The sequence below is a fragment of the Qingshengfaniella alkalisoli genome (assembly GCF_007855645.1).
In the GTDB taxonomy this organism is placed as follows: domain Bacteria; phylum Pseudomonadota; class Alphaproteobacteria; order Rhodobacterales; family Rhodobacteraceae; genus Qingshengfaniella; species Qingshengfaniella alkalisoli.
Genome location: NZ_CP042261.1, coordinates 824,541 through 838,149, shown reverse-complemented (window position 1 = coordinate 838,149; position 13,609 = coordinate 824,541). Strand labels below are relative to the sequence as shown.

At 57.4% G+C, this 13,609-nt stretch carries 16 protein-coding genes, 1 tRNA gene and 2 pseudogenes; 2 read left to right on the top strand and 17 right to left on the bottom strand.

Going from position 1 to position 13,609, the window contains the following annotated elements; translation table 11 throughout:
* The first annotated feature begins 4 nt into the window (after positions 1 to 4).
* The gene (gene ppk2 / locus FPZ52_RS04340) at positions 5 to 886 is read left to right on the top strand and encodes a polyphosphate kinase 2 (RefSeq protein WP_146364054.1); all 882 of its coding nucleotides are present in this window, start codon (positions 5 to 7) and stop codon (positions 884 to 886) included.
* Positions 879 to 1,496, top strand: coding sequence for a TetR/AcrR family transcriptional regulator (locus tag FPZ52_RS04335; protein WP_146364051.1), 618 nt, complete (start codon positions 879 to 881; stop codon positions 1,494 to 1,496). The genes ppk2 and FPZ52_RS04335 overlap by 8 nt, the downstream gene beginning before the upstream one ends.
* Positions 1,497 to 1,711: 215 nt before the next feature.
* Here FPZ52_RS04335 and FPZ52_RS04330 read toward each other — a convergent pair.
* The 17 genes and pseudogenes from FPZ52_RS04330 to FPZ52_RS04250 form a co-directional block, all read right to left on the bottom strand.
* A tRNA-Val gene (locus FPZ52_RS04330) sits at positions 1,712 to 1,787 on the bottom strand.
* Positions 1,788 to 2,027: 240 nt separating this feature from the next.
* A complete protein-coding gene (locus tag FPZ52_RS19535; RefSeq protein WP_420851707.1) occupies positions 2,028 to 2,300 on the bottom strand; it encodes an integrase core domain-containing protein in 273 nt (90 codons plus the stop codon).
* Positions 2,301 to 2,637: 337 nt separating this feature from the next.
* A pseudogene (locus FPZ52_RS04320) lies at positions 2,638 to 2,721 on the bottom strand (hypothetical protein); the annotation flags it as partial.
* A gap of 108 nt (positions 2,722 to 2,829) precedes the next feature.
* Positions 2,830 to 2,955, bottom strand: a pseudogene (locus FPZ52_RS19045) (IS5/IS1182 family transposase); the annotation flags it as partial.
* Between the two features lie 205 nt (positions 2,956 to 3,160).
* Positions 3,161 to 3,964: a serine O-acetyltransferase gene (gene cysE / locus FPZ52_RS04310; RefSeq protein ID WP_146364049.1), complete on the bottom strand. Its 804-nt coding sequence runs from the start codon at positions 3,962 to 3,964 to the stop codon at positions 3,161 to 3,163.
* Positions 3,965 to 4,040: 76 nt separating this feature from the next.
* Positions 4,041 to 4,754 (bottom strand): DUF2793 domain-containing protein, encoded by a 714-nt coding sequence (locus tag FPZ52_RS04305; protein ID WP_146364047.1) that lies wholly within the window; start codon positions 4,752 to 4,754, stop codon positions 4,041 to 4,043.
* Positions 4,747 to 8,655 carry a baseplate multidomain protein megatron gene (locus tag FPZ52_RS04300; RefSeq protein ID WP_146364046.1) on the bottom strand — a complete coding sequence of 1,303 codons (3,909 nt, stop codon included), beginning with the start codon at positions 8,653 to 8,655 and terminating at the stop codon, positions 4,747 to 4,749. The genes FPZ52_RS04305 and FPZ52_RS04300 overlap by 8 nt, the downstream gene beginning before the upstream one ends.
* A complete protein-coding gene (locus tag FPZ52_RS04295; protein ID WP_240804399.1) occupies positions 8,655 to 9,113 on the bottom strand; it encodes an NlpC/P60 family protein in 459 nt (152 codons plus the stop codon). Before FPZ52_RS04295 ends, FPZ52_RS04300 begins: the two co-directional genes overlap by 1 nt.
* The gene (locus FPZ52_RS04290; protein WP_240804398.1) at positions 9,088 to 9,954 is read right to left on the bottom strand and encodes a DUF2163 domain-containing protein; all 867 of its coding nucleotides are present in this window, start codon (positions 9,952 to 9,954) and stop codon (positions 9,088 to 9,090) included. Before FPZ52_RS04290 ends, FPZ52_RS04295 begins: the two co-directional genes overlap by 26 nt.
* A 17-nt stretch (positions 9,955 to 9,971) precedes the next feature.
* Positions 9,972 to 10,601, bottom strand: a complete 630-nt coding sequence (locus FPZ52_RS04285; protein WP_146364042.1) for a DUF2460 domain-containing protein — start codon at positions 10,599 to 10,601, stop codon at positions 9,972 to 9,974.
* A 15-nt stretch (positions 10,602 to 10,616) separates the two neighbouring features.
* Positions 10,617 to 11,270: a phage tail tape measure protein gene (locus FPZ52_RS04280; RefSeq protein ID WP_146364040.1), complete on the bottom strand. Its 654-nt coding sequence runs from the start codon at positions 11,268 to 11,270 to the stop codon at positions 10,617 to 10,619.
* Positions 11,257 to 11,472 carry a rcc01693 family protein gene (locus FPZ52_RS04275; RefSeq protein ID WP_146364038.1) on the bottom strand — a complete coding sequence of 72 codons (216 nt, stop codon included), beginning with the start codon at positions 11,470 to 11,472 and terminating at the stop codon, positions 11,257 to 11,259. The genes FPZ52_RS04280 and FPZ52_RS04275 overlap by 14 nt, the downstream gene beginning before the upstream one ends.
* Positions 11,462 to 11,788 (bottom strand): gene transfer agent family protein, encoded by a 327-nt coding sequence (locus tag FPZ52_RS04270; RefSeq protein WP_146364036.1) that lies wholly within the window; start codon positions 11,786 to 11,788, stop codon positions 11,462 to 11,464. Before FPZ52_RS04270 ends, FPZ52_RS04275 begins: the two co-directional genes overlap by 11 nt.
* Positions 11,788 to 12,201 carry a phage major tail protein, TP901-1 family gene (locus FPZ52_RS04265; protein ID WP_146364034.1) on the bottom strand — a complete coding sequence of 138 codons (414 nt, stop codon included), beginning with the start codon at positions 12,199 to 12,201 and terminating at the stop codon, positions 11,788 to 11,790. The genes FPZ52_RS04270 and FPZ52_RS04265 overlap by 1 nt, the downstream gene beginning before the upstream one ends.
* Before the next feature lie 21 nt (positions 12,202 to 12,222).
* A complete protein-coding gene (locus tag FPZ52_RS04260; RefSeq protein WP_146364032.1) occupies positions 12,223 to 12,624 on the bottom strand; it encodes a DUF3168 domain-containing protein in 402 nt (133 codons plus the stop codon).
* Positions 12,621 to 12,959 (bottom strand): head-tail adaptor protein, encoded by a 339-nt coding sequence (locus FPZ52_RS04255; protein WP_146364030.1) that lies wholly within the window; start codon positions 12,957 to 12,959, stop codon positions 12,621 to 12,623. Before FPZ52_RS04255 ends, FPZ52_RS04260 begins: the two co-directional genes overlap by 4 nt.
* Positions 12,956 to 13,549: a head-tail connector protein gene (locus FPZ52_RS04250; RefSeq protein WP_146364028.1), complete on the bottom strand. Its 594-nt coding sequence runs from the start codon at positions 13,547 to 13,549 to the stop codon at positions 12,956 to 12,958. Before FPZ52_RS04250 ends, FPZ52_RS04255 begins: the two co-directional genes overlap by 4 nt.
* Between the last annotated feature and the right edge of the window lie 60 nt (positions 13,550 to 13,609).

Here is a 13,609-nt window from a genome sequence, read left to right as displayed (position 1 = left end):
CGCTATGTCGAAAGCCGAAGATTTGCCATTTGACGGCGCCATCACCCGATTCTTCGAAAAAGAAGCCCCGAAGCCCATTCGCAAGGCGATAGAGGGCGGGTCGAAGAAGGACATACTGTCCGACAGCTATCCCTATGACAAAGCGATGGACAAGGATGTTTATAAGGACGACCTGGTGGCGCTTCAGATCGAGCTGGCCAAATTGCAGGCTTGGGTACAGAAGACAGGTGCGCGCGTCGTGACCGTGTTCGAGGGGCGCGACGCGGCGGGCAAAGGCGGCACCATCAAGCGTATCCGCGCGAATATGAATCCACGCGTCGCTCGTGTCGTTGCCCTGCCCAAGCCCAACGACACCGAAGCAACGCAATGGTATTTCCAGCGTTACATCAAGCATCTGCCGTCAGCTGGCGAAATCGTTCTGTTTGACCGTTCCTGGTACAACCGCGCGGTGGTGGAACAGGTTTTTGGATTCTGTACGGAAGATCAACGCGAGATCTTTTTCAAGCAGTTGCCGCAATTCGAGCAGATGCTGGTTACTGAGAATATCTACCTATTCAAATTCTGGCTGAACGTGAGCCGGGCGGAACAGCTCAGACGTTTTTTGGAGCGTGAACAAGATCCCCTAAAGCAATGGAAACTTAGCAGTATTGATGTCGATGGCTTGAAGAAATGGGATGCCTATAGCAGAGCCATAGTTGAGACATTCGAGCGCTCTCACACGGACCTTGCGCCATGGACCGTGATCCGGTCAGATGACAAGAAACGTGCCCGCCTGGCCGCCATGCGCACGATTCTTGCCGCGATCCCTTATGATGGGCGGAAGGCCAAGGTCGTGGGTGCTGCCGATCCGAAAATCTGCGGAGGCCCTGACATCTGGGATGCCTAAACGCGGCTATCATCACGGCAATCTACGACAGGCATTGGTCGACGCGGCGCTGAAGCTGATCGCGGAGAAAGGTCCGACCGGGTTCACGCTGTCCGAGGCAGCGAAAGCGGCGGATGTGACCCCTGCCGCAGTGTATCGACATTTCGAGGGTCGAGAAGACCTGATCGCGGAAGCCGCGCGCCAGGGTTACGAGATTTTCGGCGCGCTGCTTGAATATGCCTATGAGGACGGCAATCCGACCGCACTGGCGGCATTCGAGGCGACGGGTCGTGCTTATCTCGCTTTCGCGCGGAAGTATCCGGGCCACTATGTCGCGATGTTCGAAAGTGGTGTCTCGGTGAACCATTCACCCGAACTGGCAACTGCGGCGTCGAAATCAGCGTCAGTGATGGAACAAGCTGCAGCTCGACTGTCCGAGAAAATCCCGCCCTCGAAGCGGCCGCCAGCCGCGATGTTTTCAGCGCATATCTGGGCCATGAGCCACGGTGTTGTGGAACTCTACACGCGCGGCAACCCCGGTACACATTCGCCCTTCTCGCCCGAGGATTTGCTGGAGTCAGGTATCCTGATCTATCTGCGAGGGCTTGGATTGATCGAACAGGATGACTGATACCCATAATAATCTTGTTGGGAGCACACGGTCATAGACTACTTGCTATTGCTATTCAGTCTGGAAGGACACGCCAGTTCGGTTATTCGGGCAATTGTCAGAAAAGACACTAGGCCAGAGATTCCGGATAACCCGATACTATATGCATCGAACTAATACTTGCTACTGCCGTACGCCTGACAAAGACATAACAAAAGAGCATGTTACAAGATATCTGGTGGGTGATGAGAGACTCGAACTCCCGACATCTTCGGTGTAAACGAAGCGCTCTACCAACTGAGCTAATCACCCGTGGGCGGCTATTTGCCCTAACTCTATCGGGGGCGCAAGAGGAAGTTGGCATTACGTAGAGTTATTTTTTTAAGAATAGATTGCTTCAGCAAAACCGAAGTCCGCGCGATAACTCGCATAAGCGCAATCCCATGGTTACCCGTACTTCGCGATAGAAGTTACTTTCAACGCATCCAACCCGGCCCCGAAATCACATCCAGCCATACTTGACCTGTACTGACTCATCTGAATCTGCTCAGGTTAAGATGTGAATGCCTCAGGCGGCGTGCGTCTGGCAATCGCTTGGTGTGGGCGTTTTATGTTATAGAAAGCGATCCAATCTCCAATGGCGTGGGTTGCATGAGCGAGGTTCTCGAAGCGATGACGATTGGACGCATTGTTCCTTGAGCGTTCTGATGAGGCGCACGACCATGCCGTTTTGCTGCGGGCCGTGCGGCGTGATGAACTCTTGCTTGAGGCCGTAGCGTCGGACCAGCGCCGTGAAGTGGCAGCTGGTAAAAACGAGCCCGTTATCCGATCTCAGTAGAAATTCCTGATCAACGCGGCCAAGACTGCCGAAGCGACAGATCAGCGCGTGCTCAAGCGCTGCGCTGGCTGTACCGCCCTGCCAGCCGATGTGGGATGATTTAAGGTGCAAGCGAAAGAGGAAATGCACCGGTCGGACAGATCCGGCGCATGGAGCCCCTGGCTTTTACAAAGACCCAAGAGGTCGACCATTTGTCGAGGACCATGCTTCGCGGATTACCCATTTGGGCGCGCCACCATCAACCGGCGACGTCGGGTAGATGTCAGTTCCCGTATTGCCCGGAGACCATCCGAAACGCTCGCCGAGGGAGAGCTATCAATAGATGTAGAACGTGGCAAAACGGATACCATGTTCACGGCACAGTTCGGACACCGGCATACCGCCCGCCATCTGCCGCAGGGCACCCATGATTTGGGCTTCAGCGAAACGCTACCGCTTCATGGGTTTTCCTCCTGCGCCCATTCAAAGGTGAAAAATTTCAGTTCGCAACGGCCCGGATTTCGGAGGAAAGATCAGGATGACTTGAAAGCCTTGTGCAGTATCGGAGCGTTTGACGATCTGCACCGTCCATCGCCCGATTTCCCCAAGGGCCCTTCGCAGTCTGGATCCGGCATATCCGCCATCGGCGAAGACATGGCGCAGCAGCCACACCATACTCTTCATCATTATACTCTTTACTCAAACATTTGCCAGCTCAAGCACACGACCAACCAACCGAACTTGAAGAAAAAAACGATAAAAGCAGAAAACCTTACCAGCGATCTACTCTGGCACAAAAAGCGCTTGGATGCCGAACAGATGGTTTTACACGGGTGTTGTTATGACGCCGGCAAGAAACTCGGTTGATTTAAAGAGACAACCGATGGTCCATGGAAACAGACGGTTGTGCGCAGCCTGCTTCGCCGACAATCCTTGCGGGAACTCCTGCAACAGTCTTGCAGGCAGGAATACTTTCGAGAACAACAGATCCTGCAGCGATTCTCGTGCAGTGGCCAACCGTAATATTACCCAACACTTTAGCACCGGCACCGATTAGCACACCATCTTCTATTTTTGGGTGGCGATCTCCGTCCTCTTTGCCGGTACCGCCCAGCGTTACCGAATGCAGCATAGATACATTATCCCCCACCACAGCGGTCTCGCCAATAACGATGGAATGCGCGTGATCGATCATGATCCCTTGCCCTAGCTTCGCGGCTGGATGAATGTCTACGCCGAACTGTTCGGAAATGCGCATCTGAAAGAAGTAGGCCAAGTCACGGCGACCAGTATTCCACAACCAATGCCCCACGCGATAGGCTTGAACAGCCTGATAACCTTTGAAGAAAAGTATAGGTTGGATCAATCGGTGACAGGCGGGATCTCGCTCAAACACTGCCATAAGATCGGCTCGTGCTCGTTTACTCAGTTCATCCGATGACGCGTAGGCCTGGTCCGCAATTTCACGCAACAATTGCTCTGACATCTCAGCCGAGGCGAGCTTCATGGACATACGGTAGGCCAGAGCTCCCTCAATCGAGCTATGGTGCAGTACACTAGAATGGATGAGGCCACCAAGCAGAGGATCGTCGGCAATCGCGACCGCGGCCTCGTCCTTGATCTGTTCCCAAACCGGGTCGAAGGACGAAAGATGTCTGTTTGGCTCGGTCATCTGATGCTCCATTCACGGGGGGTGCGCCATGTCCACGTTTGAGCCGTAACATAAGTCCCCCAATGTCGTTGGGCAACTAGACAGCGCGTGGAATACCGAGACGCAACAAATGGATTGCCAATCGCACTTGTCCGCCTGAGAACGTTCCGCCCACCGCGCTCAGTTTCAGCGGCGTATCACTATAGTAGGCGAGAGGCTGCCCCGACAATCCCATAGCCCAGCTATTTTTAGCAAGTCCAAGACTGTTTCCGTAACGGTCATCACCGCCGGATACGCCAATTTTCCATGACGTCAGATTTCCTTGAACCTCGTCCAGTACTCGTCCGGTAACACCGAAGACCAAACTCGACGCCGGGATTCCTACTGCAGTCGAGTTCGCTACCCCTTCTGATATCTCGTGATCAAACTCGATCAGCTCAACCACGGTCGATGCCCCGCCTTCGCTGCACGCCACCGCTTGAATGTTCCAATCAACGCCGTCGAACAACGCGTAACGCCCGACATCTGCAACCCAGACACGCCATCCAGGTCGGGGGTCGCAAAAAATCCAACCGTTGTTGAGGAATACGGCAACGCGACCGTCTTGATCTGCCCAATCGCCGGAAGCGCCCAACGGGATACCATAGGCCTGCCCTTCCATCGGCAGTGGAACCGGCGACGTTTGAGATATTGATACAAGCTCCGCCTGACAAAACGCATCAAGAACCACCAGAGCCTCATTCACCGTCACATGCTTTTGTGCCTGCGACGCACTCAAGAGGGAAATCTTTAGATTGGCTGTCTTACTCATTGATCTCGATCCTTCCAAAGTCACCCACGCCGTAAAGTTCGGAAATCTGCGCCACTTCAATCGTGTACATGTTCGCTACGCCGTCTGCCTGCCGTTCGCTTTGTTTGTAGAGCCAGTAGGGGCTATCCGTTTCAATTTCCCGCCGCACTTCATTCGTATGCAGCACGCGCAGCAAATACCGCTCACGCGCCTCATCAAGCGGGATCGCGGACAGATGCCACAAATCGCCATGCAGCCGTGACCTACGCACCCAGCTGATTCTATGATCACCACTCACCAAATTCTGGCTAGATAGATGCACCGGCGAATAGGGCTTCAAACCCCGCCCGACGAAGTCATGCTCCAGTTGGACATAACGCCAATCAGTGATCGGTTTTGTTGACGGCCCGATCCTGAAATGGCGGGTCGACCCAAGAGCTTGGCTGTCGGCCAGAGGCTGAAACAGCGCCCGGTCGATGACAACCACGACACTGCCTGCGGGCCAGCAATCCGCAATGCAGGATTCGGTCCCGAGTTGCCCTCGCAGCCTCTTGCGAAGAGCGTAGCGATTTTGGGCGATTAACTCTACCTCGCAGAACTGCAACAGTTCCCAATCACCACCAACTCCGTCACTGATCGCCAACATGTTCTCGCCTGCAAACACGCGCTCCAACGTCGCACTGGACAACTCGCGACCCGCTATCTCGATGATCAGATCCTCACCACGATCGAATAGACTTGCCTTGGCTTTCTGGAGCGGAGTTAAGGTTCGCCCGATCGCAGCGCTGGTATGGACAACCGTTTCCAACTCAAAGCTGTGCTCGTCCTTGCCGCTGAAGAACGCGACATCTCCGGCCCCAGGCCGTGCAGCTACGGCGAGATAGGGCGCGACCGGATTTGCCTCTGCGGCCAAGGCAGGTAGATCCATGATCACCACGTCCGGCCTCTGAGCGACAGGAAATTTCAGAAGGGTGCCAGTTTCTTCCTCGACCGCCATAGGGTGGTAGAGCCTTCCTGTTACCCGCACAGCTTCCAGCAGGTTTGACTCCGTGAGTTCAGACGAGTCAACGCGCCAGAGACTGTCAGCAGCACGTACTATGTCTCCCGGCCCAATCGCCAACTGCGAAGGTGGCACCGCGAACCTGATGGTTTCGCGAGCAGCGCTACATTCTTCAATCCAGCGATCCGTTGTTCGACGTGCGTCAGCGCTCGTCAGGACGAGGTTCGCCTCCGACCTGGATACTGACCAGCCCTGTTCTTGTGGTACGGCTGAAGACGTCACGAAGGGCGCATAGCTTCCATCGGCTTCTATCGCAGTAAACTGGACTTCGCTGACTTGTCCGCCGTCACTCACACGCGTCACCGAGATATCCTGTCCAAGATCCGGATGATCGACGAGCAACTCGCTGGCATCCGTTGCCTCGGACAGTACGCTGCGGTTCTTGAACAACAGCTTGCCGTTGCGCTCATAGGCATCGAAGCCGTATGTCGTCATCAGTGGCTGCAGCATCGCCCGAACCGACATGCCCGCTGGGATCGAATAGCCCCGCACCAACCCGAACAACTGTGACACATCGTACTGATCCGGCCTCAAACCGCCATGTCGACACAGATCCGCAACCACCGTGGAGAGTGGTTGGGCGGGTGCACGGCCATTCAACCAATGTCCACGAACATAGTTCTCACCATCGCTCCAGACATGCGTCAGGCCAGGAAACCACGGGTACGGTCGCGCATCCCATGCCCATACATGGGACTTCGATATATCAACCATCCGACCGGCATAGTGGGTCGCCTCCGGGTTGTTTTCAGCATCCGACCAATATTCTTCAATCGCGCGAAGATATTGCATCTGTATCAGATCGTCTCTTGCGCCGTTCGATCCGCGCGGCAGGCTCGATTCAGACGATTTCGGATCAACAAACTTGTTCGGCTCATTCGTACCCTTATCGATTGCCGCGCAACCGATCTCCGTAAACCAAATCGGCTTCAGACCGGGTTGCCAGGCGGTCGATTCCGTTTCGCGAACACCTTGGATGCGGTTGTGATGGGCGTTCGACCACCAGCTGCGTATGTCCTTGTATCGGTAAATCCACGGCTCGCCATAGGCACCATCCGTGATGGGCGTCCTGATTTGTTCGTCAAACGCCTGAGAACTTGCATAGTACCAGTCAAATCCTTCCCCACCCGCGATGTTGGATTTGAGATAGTCGAGCGAATAGATGCTACCCCACGCGATATCAGAATGATCAGCCCCGTCGCGCCAATCAGACAGTGGCATGTAGTTGTCGATACCGACGAAGTCGATGTCGTCGGATGCCCATAGGGGATCCAGGTGAAAGAAATGATCTCCTCTCCCATCCACAGGGGTGTAACCGAAATACTCCGACCAATCCGCTGCATAGCCAATCTTGGTTTCCGCCCCTAAGATCTGCCGCACGTCCTCGGCCAAACGCACGAGTTCCTCAACAACGGGGAAGGTGTTACCCTCACCCCTCAACTGCGTCAGGCTTCGCATTTCAGACCCGATGCAAAATGCCTCAACTCCACCCGCGGCCGCACAAAGCGCAGCATAATGCAAGATCATGCGACGATAGCCCCATTCCAAGGGCCCAGAATAGGTAACCGCCCCCTCCGAAACTGCGAAGTCAGTTACGTCGGCCAAACCGAAAAAAGACCGTACTTCGTTCAAAACACCAGAGGTCTTGTCCGGCGTCCCCTCTCGATTTGGCGCAACCGATGCGGTTATGCGCCCGCGCCACGGCATCGCTGGTTGATCACCATTCCCCCAAGGATCGGGCAGCCCATTGTCGCTCTGCTGGGTCAACAGGATGAACGGGTAGAACATCACTGACTGTTCCCGCTGTCGGATTTCACGGATCGCTTCGACAACTGATTGATCGCTGGGCGTGCCGCCATAAACAGGCCTACCGTCCTGCACTGGCACGCGCCCGGCACGCGCCCGGTCCAATCCCGCTACCGTCCAAGGCGAACCTTCGCCGTCGATCTCGTTCTGCTCGACTTTCGGCGCAAGCGAGCACTGCCCGCAGCGCAGGTCATCACCAAACCACGACACCACAAGAGATACAGACCGGCAGTTCGGCAATTGCGCTTCCAACGCATCAAGAGATGCTGGAAGATCAGTTTTGCCAAGGCTGGAATGCTCGTTCGCAATTCTCGCGCTACCCGGTCCATCCTTGTACCTGACCGGAGTGGTCCCAAGCGCGTATTCACCGGTGCCAGGAATCAAAGCGACGCCCTTGATACTGTCCACCAAGGACGGTGGCGAACCTTCAACCGCCGGGGACAAGCTCGACACCTCAAACGTGAACTGTGGCACGCGGTTTCCGAAGGACGCTAAATTCAGGTCTTCCAGAACCACATAGGCAGTTCCGCGATAGCTGGGAGCATATTCGGAGCCCTCGATCGCCGCGACCACGTCATCCGGCAGTTGATCTTCTGTGCCCGGATATACTCGCATATTGAGCGAATCCCGGTCGATCTCCTGCCCATCAGCCCACACGCGACCGATTCCGCTGATCTCGCCTTCGCATAGTGCGATCGCCAAACTGATCGAATAGCTGTAGCTGCGGACCGTAGCCCCGCCGGCTTTACCGCCTCCCGCCGTCTCGGTGGAGTTGTGTTCAAGGAAATTCGACGCCCAGATGACCTGTCCTGCTAGCCGGTTCCGACCATAGAGTTTGGCTACCGACGCACCCTCACTGGCACCCATCAGCCGAAACCGGTCGACCTTTCCTGTTTCCACCGCGTCGGATCCCACGCCCAGAAGCCTCTGGTCGATCGCATGGCCGAGAGACGCACCCACGGCGCGACCAAGCACCGCGGCAGACGCTCCAAGAAGCGATCCACCGATGGTCCCGCCCAGGGCTGACCCAGCCGCTGAAAGTACCAGTGTTGCCATTATCTGTTCTCCAGTGGATATGAAAACCGCGCGACGATCCGACGTTGCCATGGTGCGGACAGCCGGGTTTCGACAACGCCATGGCGCTCAAGGGCGTGGATGAATTGCGCCTTGTTCGACTGAATACCCAGATGACGCGCTGCCACGCCCTGTCGCATGCGAAACAGCACGACATCGCCTGGCTCAACCTCACCGACGTGCTTCTGCCGAAGCAACTGGCTCAGCCGCCAGAGCAACTGCTCATCTCGATCTGCCTCACCCCAGCCACGGGAATAAGCCGGTATGGTAAATGGCTCGGTATGAAACAGCGTACGCCAGACGCCACGGACCAGCCCGAGGCAGTCGCACCCTGCCCCGATGCATGACATCTGGTGATGATACGGGGTGCCCAACCAACCGCGCGCAACACGGACGATTTCAGCGTTGCCCGCTTCAGCCATCGCGCCTGCCCCCGTCATTGAGTCCGCCGCGGTTCGGAACGGCCGCCAACCAGTCTTCGCCGGGAATGTGTGGAAAGCCGCGGAAGTTCAGGAAGTTCGCAAACCGTTCACGGCAGCTTGTCGCGCGCTTGTCGCAGCCGACGGTTAGTTTCACCCGATCGTGCTCAGCCAAAGGTACGCGAAAGGAGTCCCAAAGCGTCAGTTTCAGCCCTTCCGACGTATCCTCAGCCGACTGGATATGGGCGTGCAGCCCCTCCGCCGCTCCGGTGAGCACCTCGACGACACCGCCGGACAGCCATGTCGTGTCAAGTCCGACATCCACCGTAATAAACTGCTCCGGGTTGGCGATTGCGACGATCTCGGTTTCCGCACGAAACCGTGGATCATCCAGAACCAACCGACACTGCCCGTCACCCAATGCGGCGGAGCAGTGACATCGATAGACACGCCCCACCGTCGTGTTCAGCCGCTCGCTCAACCCACGCAGTTCTGCGCGGAATTGGCCGCCCCCATATTCGATGTCGCCAAGGCTACCCTGAAACCGCAAGACTCGATTGTCCGGTTGACGCCAGTCGACAAGCCAAAGCTCGACTTCTGCGCCATCGAAGCGTCCGGCCCGCAGATCCTGTTCGGACACAGCACTGGAAGTCACCGCGCCAACCACTTCGGCATTGTCTACGGCCAATCCCGTTGTCTGCTGTAGCGCATGTGCTGTCAAACCGGACGCCGCCCGAAACACAACGCCATCAAAGGTAATTTCTGTGTCGTGATCTGTGAAGCCAAGAACCTTCCCGTCCCCCCGGCGCAGAACCCAGCAGCGACACCAGTGCATCACACCGCTCGCTGCGTCCTGGCTCATGCGTTCCTGCGCTGTACTCATACCCGAACCTCGATCACTGGAACGCTCGGGATATCTCCTGCATGAAATCCTGAAACGGAGGTGACAATCTGATCGACATCGAAGCGAACCGGCACGTCGAACTCAAAACCTGCGGATACGACGGCATCAACCTGCGGGGCCTGGCTCAATTCGATCAGCCCCGTTGACAGGTCAACAGCGAAGTCCTCAACCGACAGAACCGCGCCGTCTAGCGCAACCAAAACGCTATCCGCAACCGGCTTCTTGATGGGCCGCGAATAGACGTGTCCGCCAGACCCGTAAGCCTTGCGCAAGGCAAACACGCGCGTCTCTCCATCCCCCGGACCTATTTCCTGATCTGTCGCGGCGATTGTCTGGCTTGGCGCACAGCTTTTGTAGTCGCTCCAATCCTTCCAGCGGAACCCGTAAAGCTGGCCCTGCCGCGCCTCGAAGAACGCGACCAACTCCTGAATATCGTCTAACGAACGCATCCCCAGCCCGGCGTCATACCGACGGCGCGAGTTAGCCCAGGGTGAATTGCGTTCTTCATACCCGTTCGCAAGCGTCACAATCTCGGTTTTACGCTCCGGGCCACCCGCCGACCCGAGGCTCAAAGCCGTCGGAAACCTGATTTCGTGAAAGGCCATCGTCATCTCCTTTCTTCAGCGGATGGATTGGCCGCGCGCCAACATCCGGCTCATTTGTGCAGCGATTTGCGATTGCGATTTTTGGAAGGACCGAACATCCGGCGTGCTCAGGTTCATCACCACGTTTACCGGGCGGGACCGCCCCGCGCCTTGAACACCCAGTCGTCCATCAGGCCCACGGGTCAATGGCATGATCGCCTCGGGCCCAGCTTCGCCCATCAACCCGGTCGCCCCGCGCATGGGAAATGTCGTCGGGCTGCTGACCACCCCACCATGAGCAAAGGGCATGACGCGCCCTTCGCTGAACACACTGCCCTTTGCGAAGGGCAAAACAGCAGAGATCAGGCTTTCAATCCCGTCACCCAGCGATTGCCCGACCTGCTGCGTCACCGGATTAACAGCCGAAGTCAGCGCCGCATCCACCATCGACTTCCCGATCCTGGTTAGCGCGTCCGAAAGCTTCATCCCGTCATAGAGAAGGCCGTCAAACGCCCCTCGAAGCCCGCGGGAGATCCCATTCGACACATCTCCAACCTGTCGGCTGGTTTCCGACATCGCAGACTTCATATCCTTCAGGCCCACATTGAACCCCAACGCAACCTCTTGCGCTCCGCCAAGGCTGTCTTCCAGCGCTTCGACCTGCGCGTTGAACTCATCAATGTCGATCATTCGCCGCCTCCTTCTGTAAATCAGGGAAACGCGTCATCAGCGCATCCAGCCCGGTTCTGCTGATACCCGCCCTGTCCAGTTCCGCCCCAAGCATGGTTCGTAGCTCCAGCGGAGTGAGCGACCAGAACTGATCGGGCGCCAGCCGCAACTGGTGCAGCCCGGCACGCCGCAACGCTGCCCAATCAAGCCGTTCATCCGCCATTCAACGATGGCTCCCCAAACGCCCCCAAGATGAGCAACGCGGCAACCCGTGTTGCCTCGATCACGCCGCCGTGTATATCCGACCGAACCAGATCCTCGGCGCGACCGTTCCAGCCGCCGCCACGCAGCCCTGCAACGATCAGGGCCAGCACATCGCGGGTTGAAAAACGCTGTTCTTCAAACCGCTTGACCAAACTCACCAAGCTGTCCGATCCGAGCGCCGTCTCCAGCTCCGCCAAGGCGCCCAGGGTCAATTTCAGAACTCTACGCTCGCCGTCGAGTGTCAGTTCCACCTCGCCTGCCCACGGATTCGCCATCACAGTGCGCTAAACTCGATCGCACCAGCCGATGCCAAGCTCAGCTCATAGGTTGCCTCGCCGTTATGCGCGCCTGCATATTCCAACGTCGTGATCTGGAACGGTCCCTCCACGATACCAAAATCGGGAATCACCACCTGAAAGCGGGGGATACTTCCCTCGAAGAACAATTCCCGCGCCCGCGCATCGGTCGCGGAATCCTTGAAGATACCAGACCCACTCAAAGACGCGGACCGGACACCCGCGCCGGCCAGCAGTTCTCTCCAGCCACCCTGGCTTTCCAGGCTCGTCACATCGACCGTTTCAGCATTGAAACTGATCCGCGTCGCGCGCAGACCAGCGATGGTCTGAAACTGCGCCGCCCCGTCAATATCGATCTTGATCAACAGGTCTTTACCGCTTTGTGCAGTCATGTTGTTTCTCCGTTTCTAAAATCAGCCATCGATGAAGACACGAAAAGTCAGGTCGATCCTGCGCCCGTTGTCCGGCCCTCCGTGCCGCGCACGCGCACGCTCGAAATTCACGGTTGCAATGGTGCCAGCCCCGACAGCGTCGCCGGGCATCCCGGCCAGCACGCGTTCCGCATCGGCTGCGATCTGCTTTGCACCGTGAAAGCCCTGCGCCTGCGTCACGACACTCAGCGAAACTTTGTGTTCTGCGCCCGCTGAGTTCTTGCTGGACCCGCCCAGAACCGTCTCTGCGCCGATCGCCATATAGGTCTGGGGAACTGTCCCGACGGACGGTGCATCGAATAGTGGGATATGGGTCAATGCCGGATCATTCGACAGAGCCTGAAACATCGCCACCTGCAAATCCGCCGCGTACTGATAACTCATAACGTCACCTCCTCACGCGCCAGACATTTCAGATAGCGGCCCTGTTCATCCCACTCCGCCACGCTTTGGACCTGCAATCGCCGCGCACCCCAGATCAGGCGATCCCTTGGCGTGGGCCTGCGTTCCTTGTGATATGGCGCGGCCCGCACGACCACCTCGTAGGTCTGCGACGCCAGATCGACCTCGCTGCGCGCCACCTCGCGCCCCGACTTTGCCCTGACGCGCGCCCATATATACCCAACCTCTGCGAAGACATGGCTTCGACCGCCTGCCCCATCCACCATCTCGGTAGGTCGCTCCAGCACCAGAAGCCTGTTTAACTCAGGCACCTTCATCGGCTTGCTCCACCAAGGATCCGCACCGTCCGGTAGCGTTCGATCAGATGCGACACGACGCTCGTGTCACAACCGGGCTCGCCCGTGATCCGGCTTTCGTAGAACTGGGCGGCCAGCAGCAGCACGGCATGCGACAGATCATTCGGCACCCCATCCCAGTCGGCGCTGTAGCCTGCCTCGAAGCCGATCTCCGCCCGCCCCGAAACCGGGATACGCGGCAAAACCGCATGTGCCGCACGCATGAGCGGTCGGTGCGTGTCCGGCACAAGCACATAGAAGCTTGGATCAACGACCGCCTCGTCCCCGGCCCGGGTTATCAGCTTGACAGCTGTGATTTCCATGACCGGCGCGACGGGCAGTGGCTGCTCATGCCCCGTATGCCAATGATCGGACGACCACTTAAATCCGCGCTGCAGAAGCACTTTTCCGGTGCGCCCTTCGATGGCCAAAATCGCTGCCCGCAAGCAGCTGTCAAGGACGGCATCCTGAAGATCGTCCTCGGAAAACCCCGTTCCCAGCCGCAAATGCGCACGGAACTGGCTGACCGGCAAATCCCAACTCTGGATTGCCGTGGTCTCGACAAGCCTCATCGCCTACTCCTGTCTGTGGTCTGTTCTGGTGGGATGTGCACGCCGCCCCGCGCGCTGCTC

What these genes read in the sequence shown, in the direction of transcription:
- FPZ52_RS04285 (WP_146364042.1), bottom strand. Translation starts at nt 10,601, where the DNA reads ATGGCCTTTCACGAAATCAGGTTTCCGACGGCTTTGAGCCTCGGGTCG.
- FPZ52_RS04275 (WP_146364038.1), bottom strand. Translation starts at nt 11,472, where the DNA reads ATGGCGGATGAACGGCTTGATTGGGCAGCGTTGCGGCGTGCCGGGCTG.
- FPZ52_RS04250 (WP_146364028.1), bottom strand. Translation starts at nt 13,549, where the DNA reads ATGAGGCTTGTCGAGACCACGGCAATCCAGAGTTGGGATTTGCCGGTC.
- FPZ52_RS04300 (WP_146364046.1), bottom strand. Translation starts at nt 8,655, where the DNA reads ATGGCAACACTGGTACTTTCAGCGGCTGGGTCAGCCCTGGGCGGGACC.
- cysE (WP_146364049.1), bottom strand. Translation starts at nt 3,964, where the DNA reads ATGACCGAGCCAAACAGACATCTTTCGTCCTTCGACCCGGTTTGGGAA.
- FPZ52_RS04265 (WP_146364034.1), bottom strand. Translation starts at nt 12,201, where the DNA reads ATGACTGCACAAAGCGGTAAAGACCTGTTGATCAAGATCGATATTGAC.
- FPZ52_RS04295 (WP_240804399.1), bottom strand. Translation starts at nt 9,113, where the DNA reads ATGACGGGGGCAGGCGCGATGGCTGAAGCGGGCAACGCTGAAATCGTC.
- ppk2 (WP_146364054.1), top strand. Translation starts at nt 5, where the DNA reads ATGTCGAAAGCCGAAGATTTGCCATTTGACGGCGCCATCACCCGATTC.
- FPZ52_RS04255 (WP_146364030.1), bottom strand. Translation starts at nt 12,959, where the DNA reads ATGAAGGTGCCTGAGTTAAACAGGCTTCTGGTGCTGGAGCGACCTACC.
- FPZ52_RS04270 (WP_146364036.1), bottom strand. Translation starts at nt 11,788, where the DNA reads ATGGCGAATCCGTGGGCAGGCGAGGTGGAACTGACACTCGACGGCGAG.
- FPZ52_RS04305 (WP_146364047.1), bottom strand. Translation starts at nt 4,754, where the DNA reads ATGAGTAAGACAGCCAATCTAAAGATTTCCCTCTTGAGTGCGTCGCAG.
- FPZ52_RS04290 (WP_240804398.1), bottom strand. Translation starts at nt 9,954, where the DNA reads ATGAGCCAGGACGCAGCGAGCGGTGTGATGCACTGGTGTCGCTGCTGG.
- FPZ52_RS04335 (WP_146364051.1), top strand. Translation starts at nt 879, where the DNA reads ATGCCTAAACGCGGCTATCATCACGGCAATCTACGACAGGCATTGGTC.
- FPZ52_RS04280 (WP_146364040.1), bottom strand. Translation starts at nt 11,270, where the DNA reads ATGATCGACATTGATGAGTTCAACGCGCAGGTCGAAGCGCTGGAAGAC.
- FPZ52_RS04260 (WP_146364032.1), bottom strand. Translation starts at nt 12,624, where the DNA reads ATGAGTTATCAGTACGCGGCGGATTTGCAGGTGGCGATGTTTCAGGCT.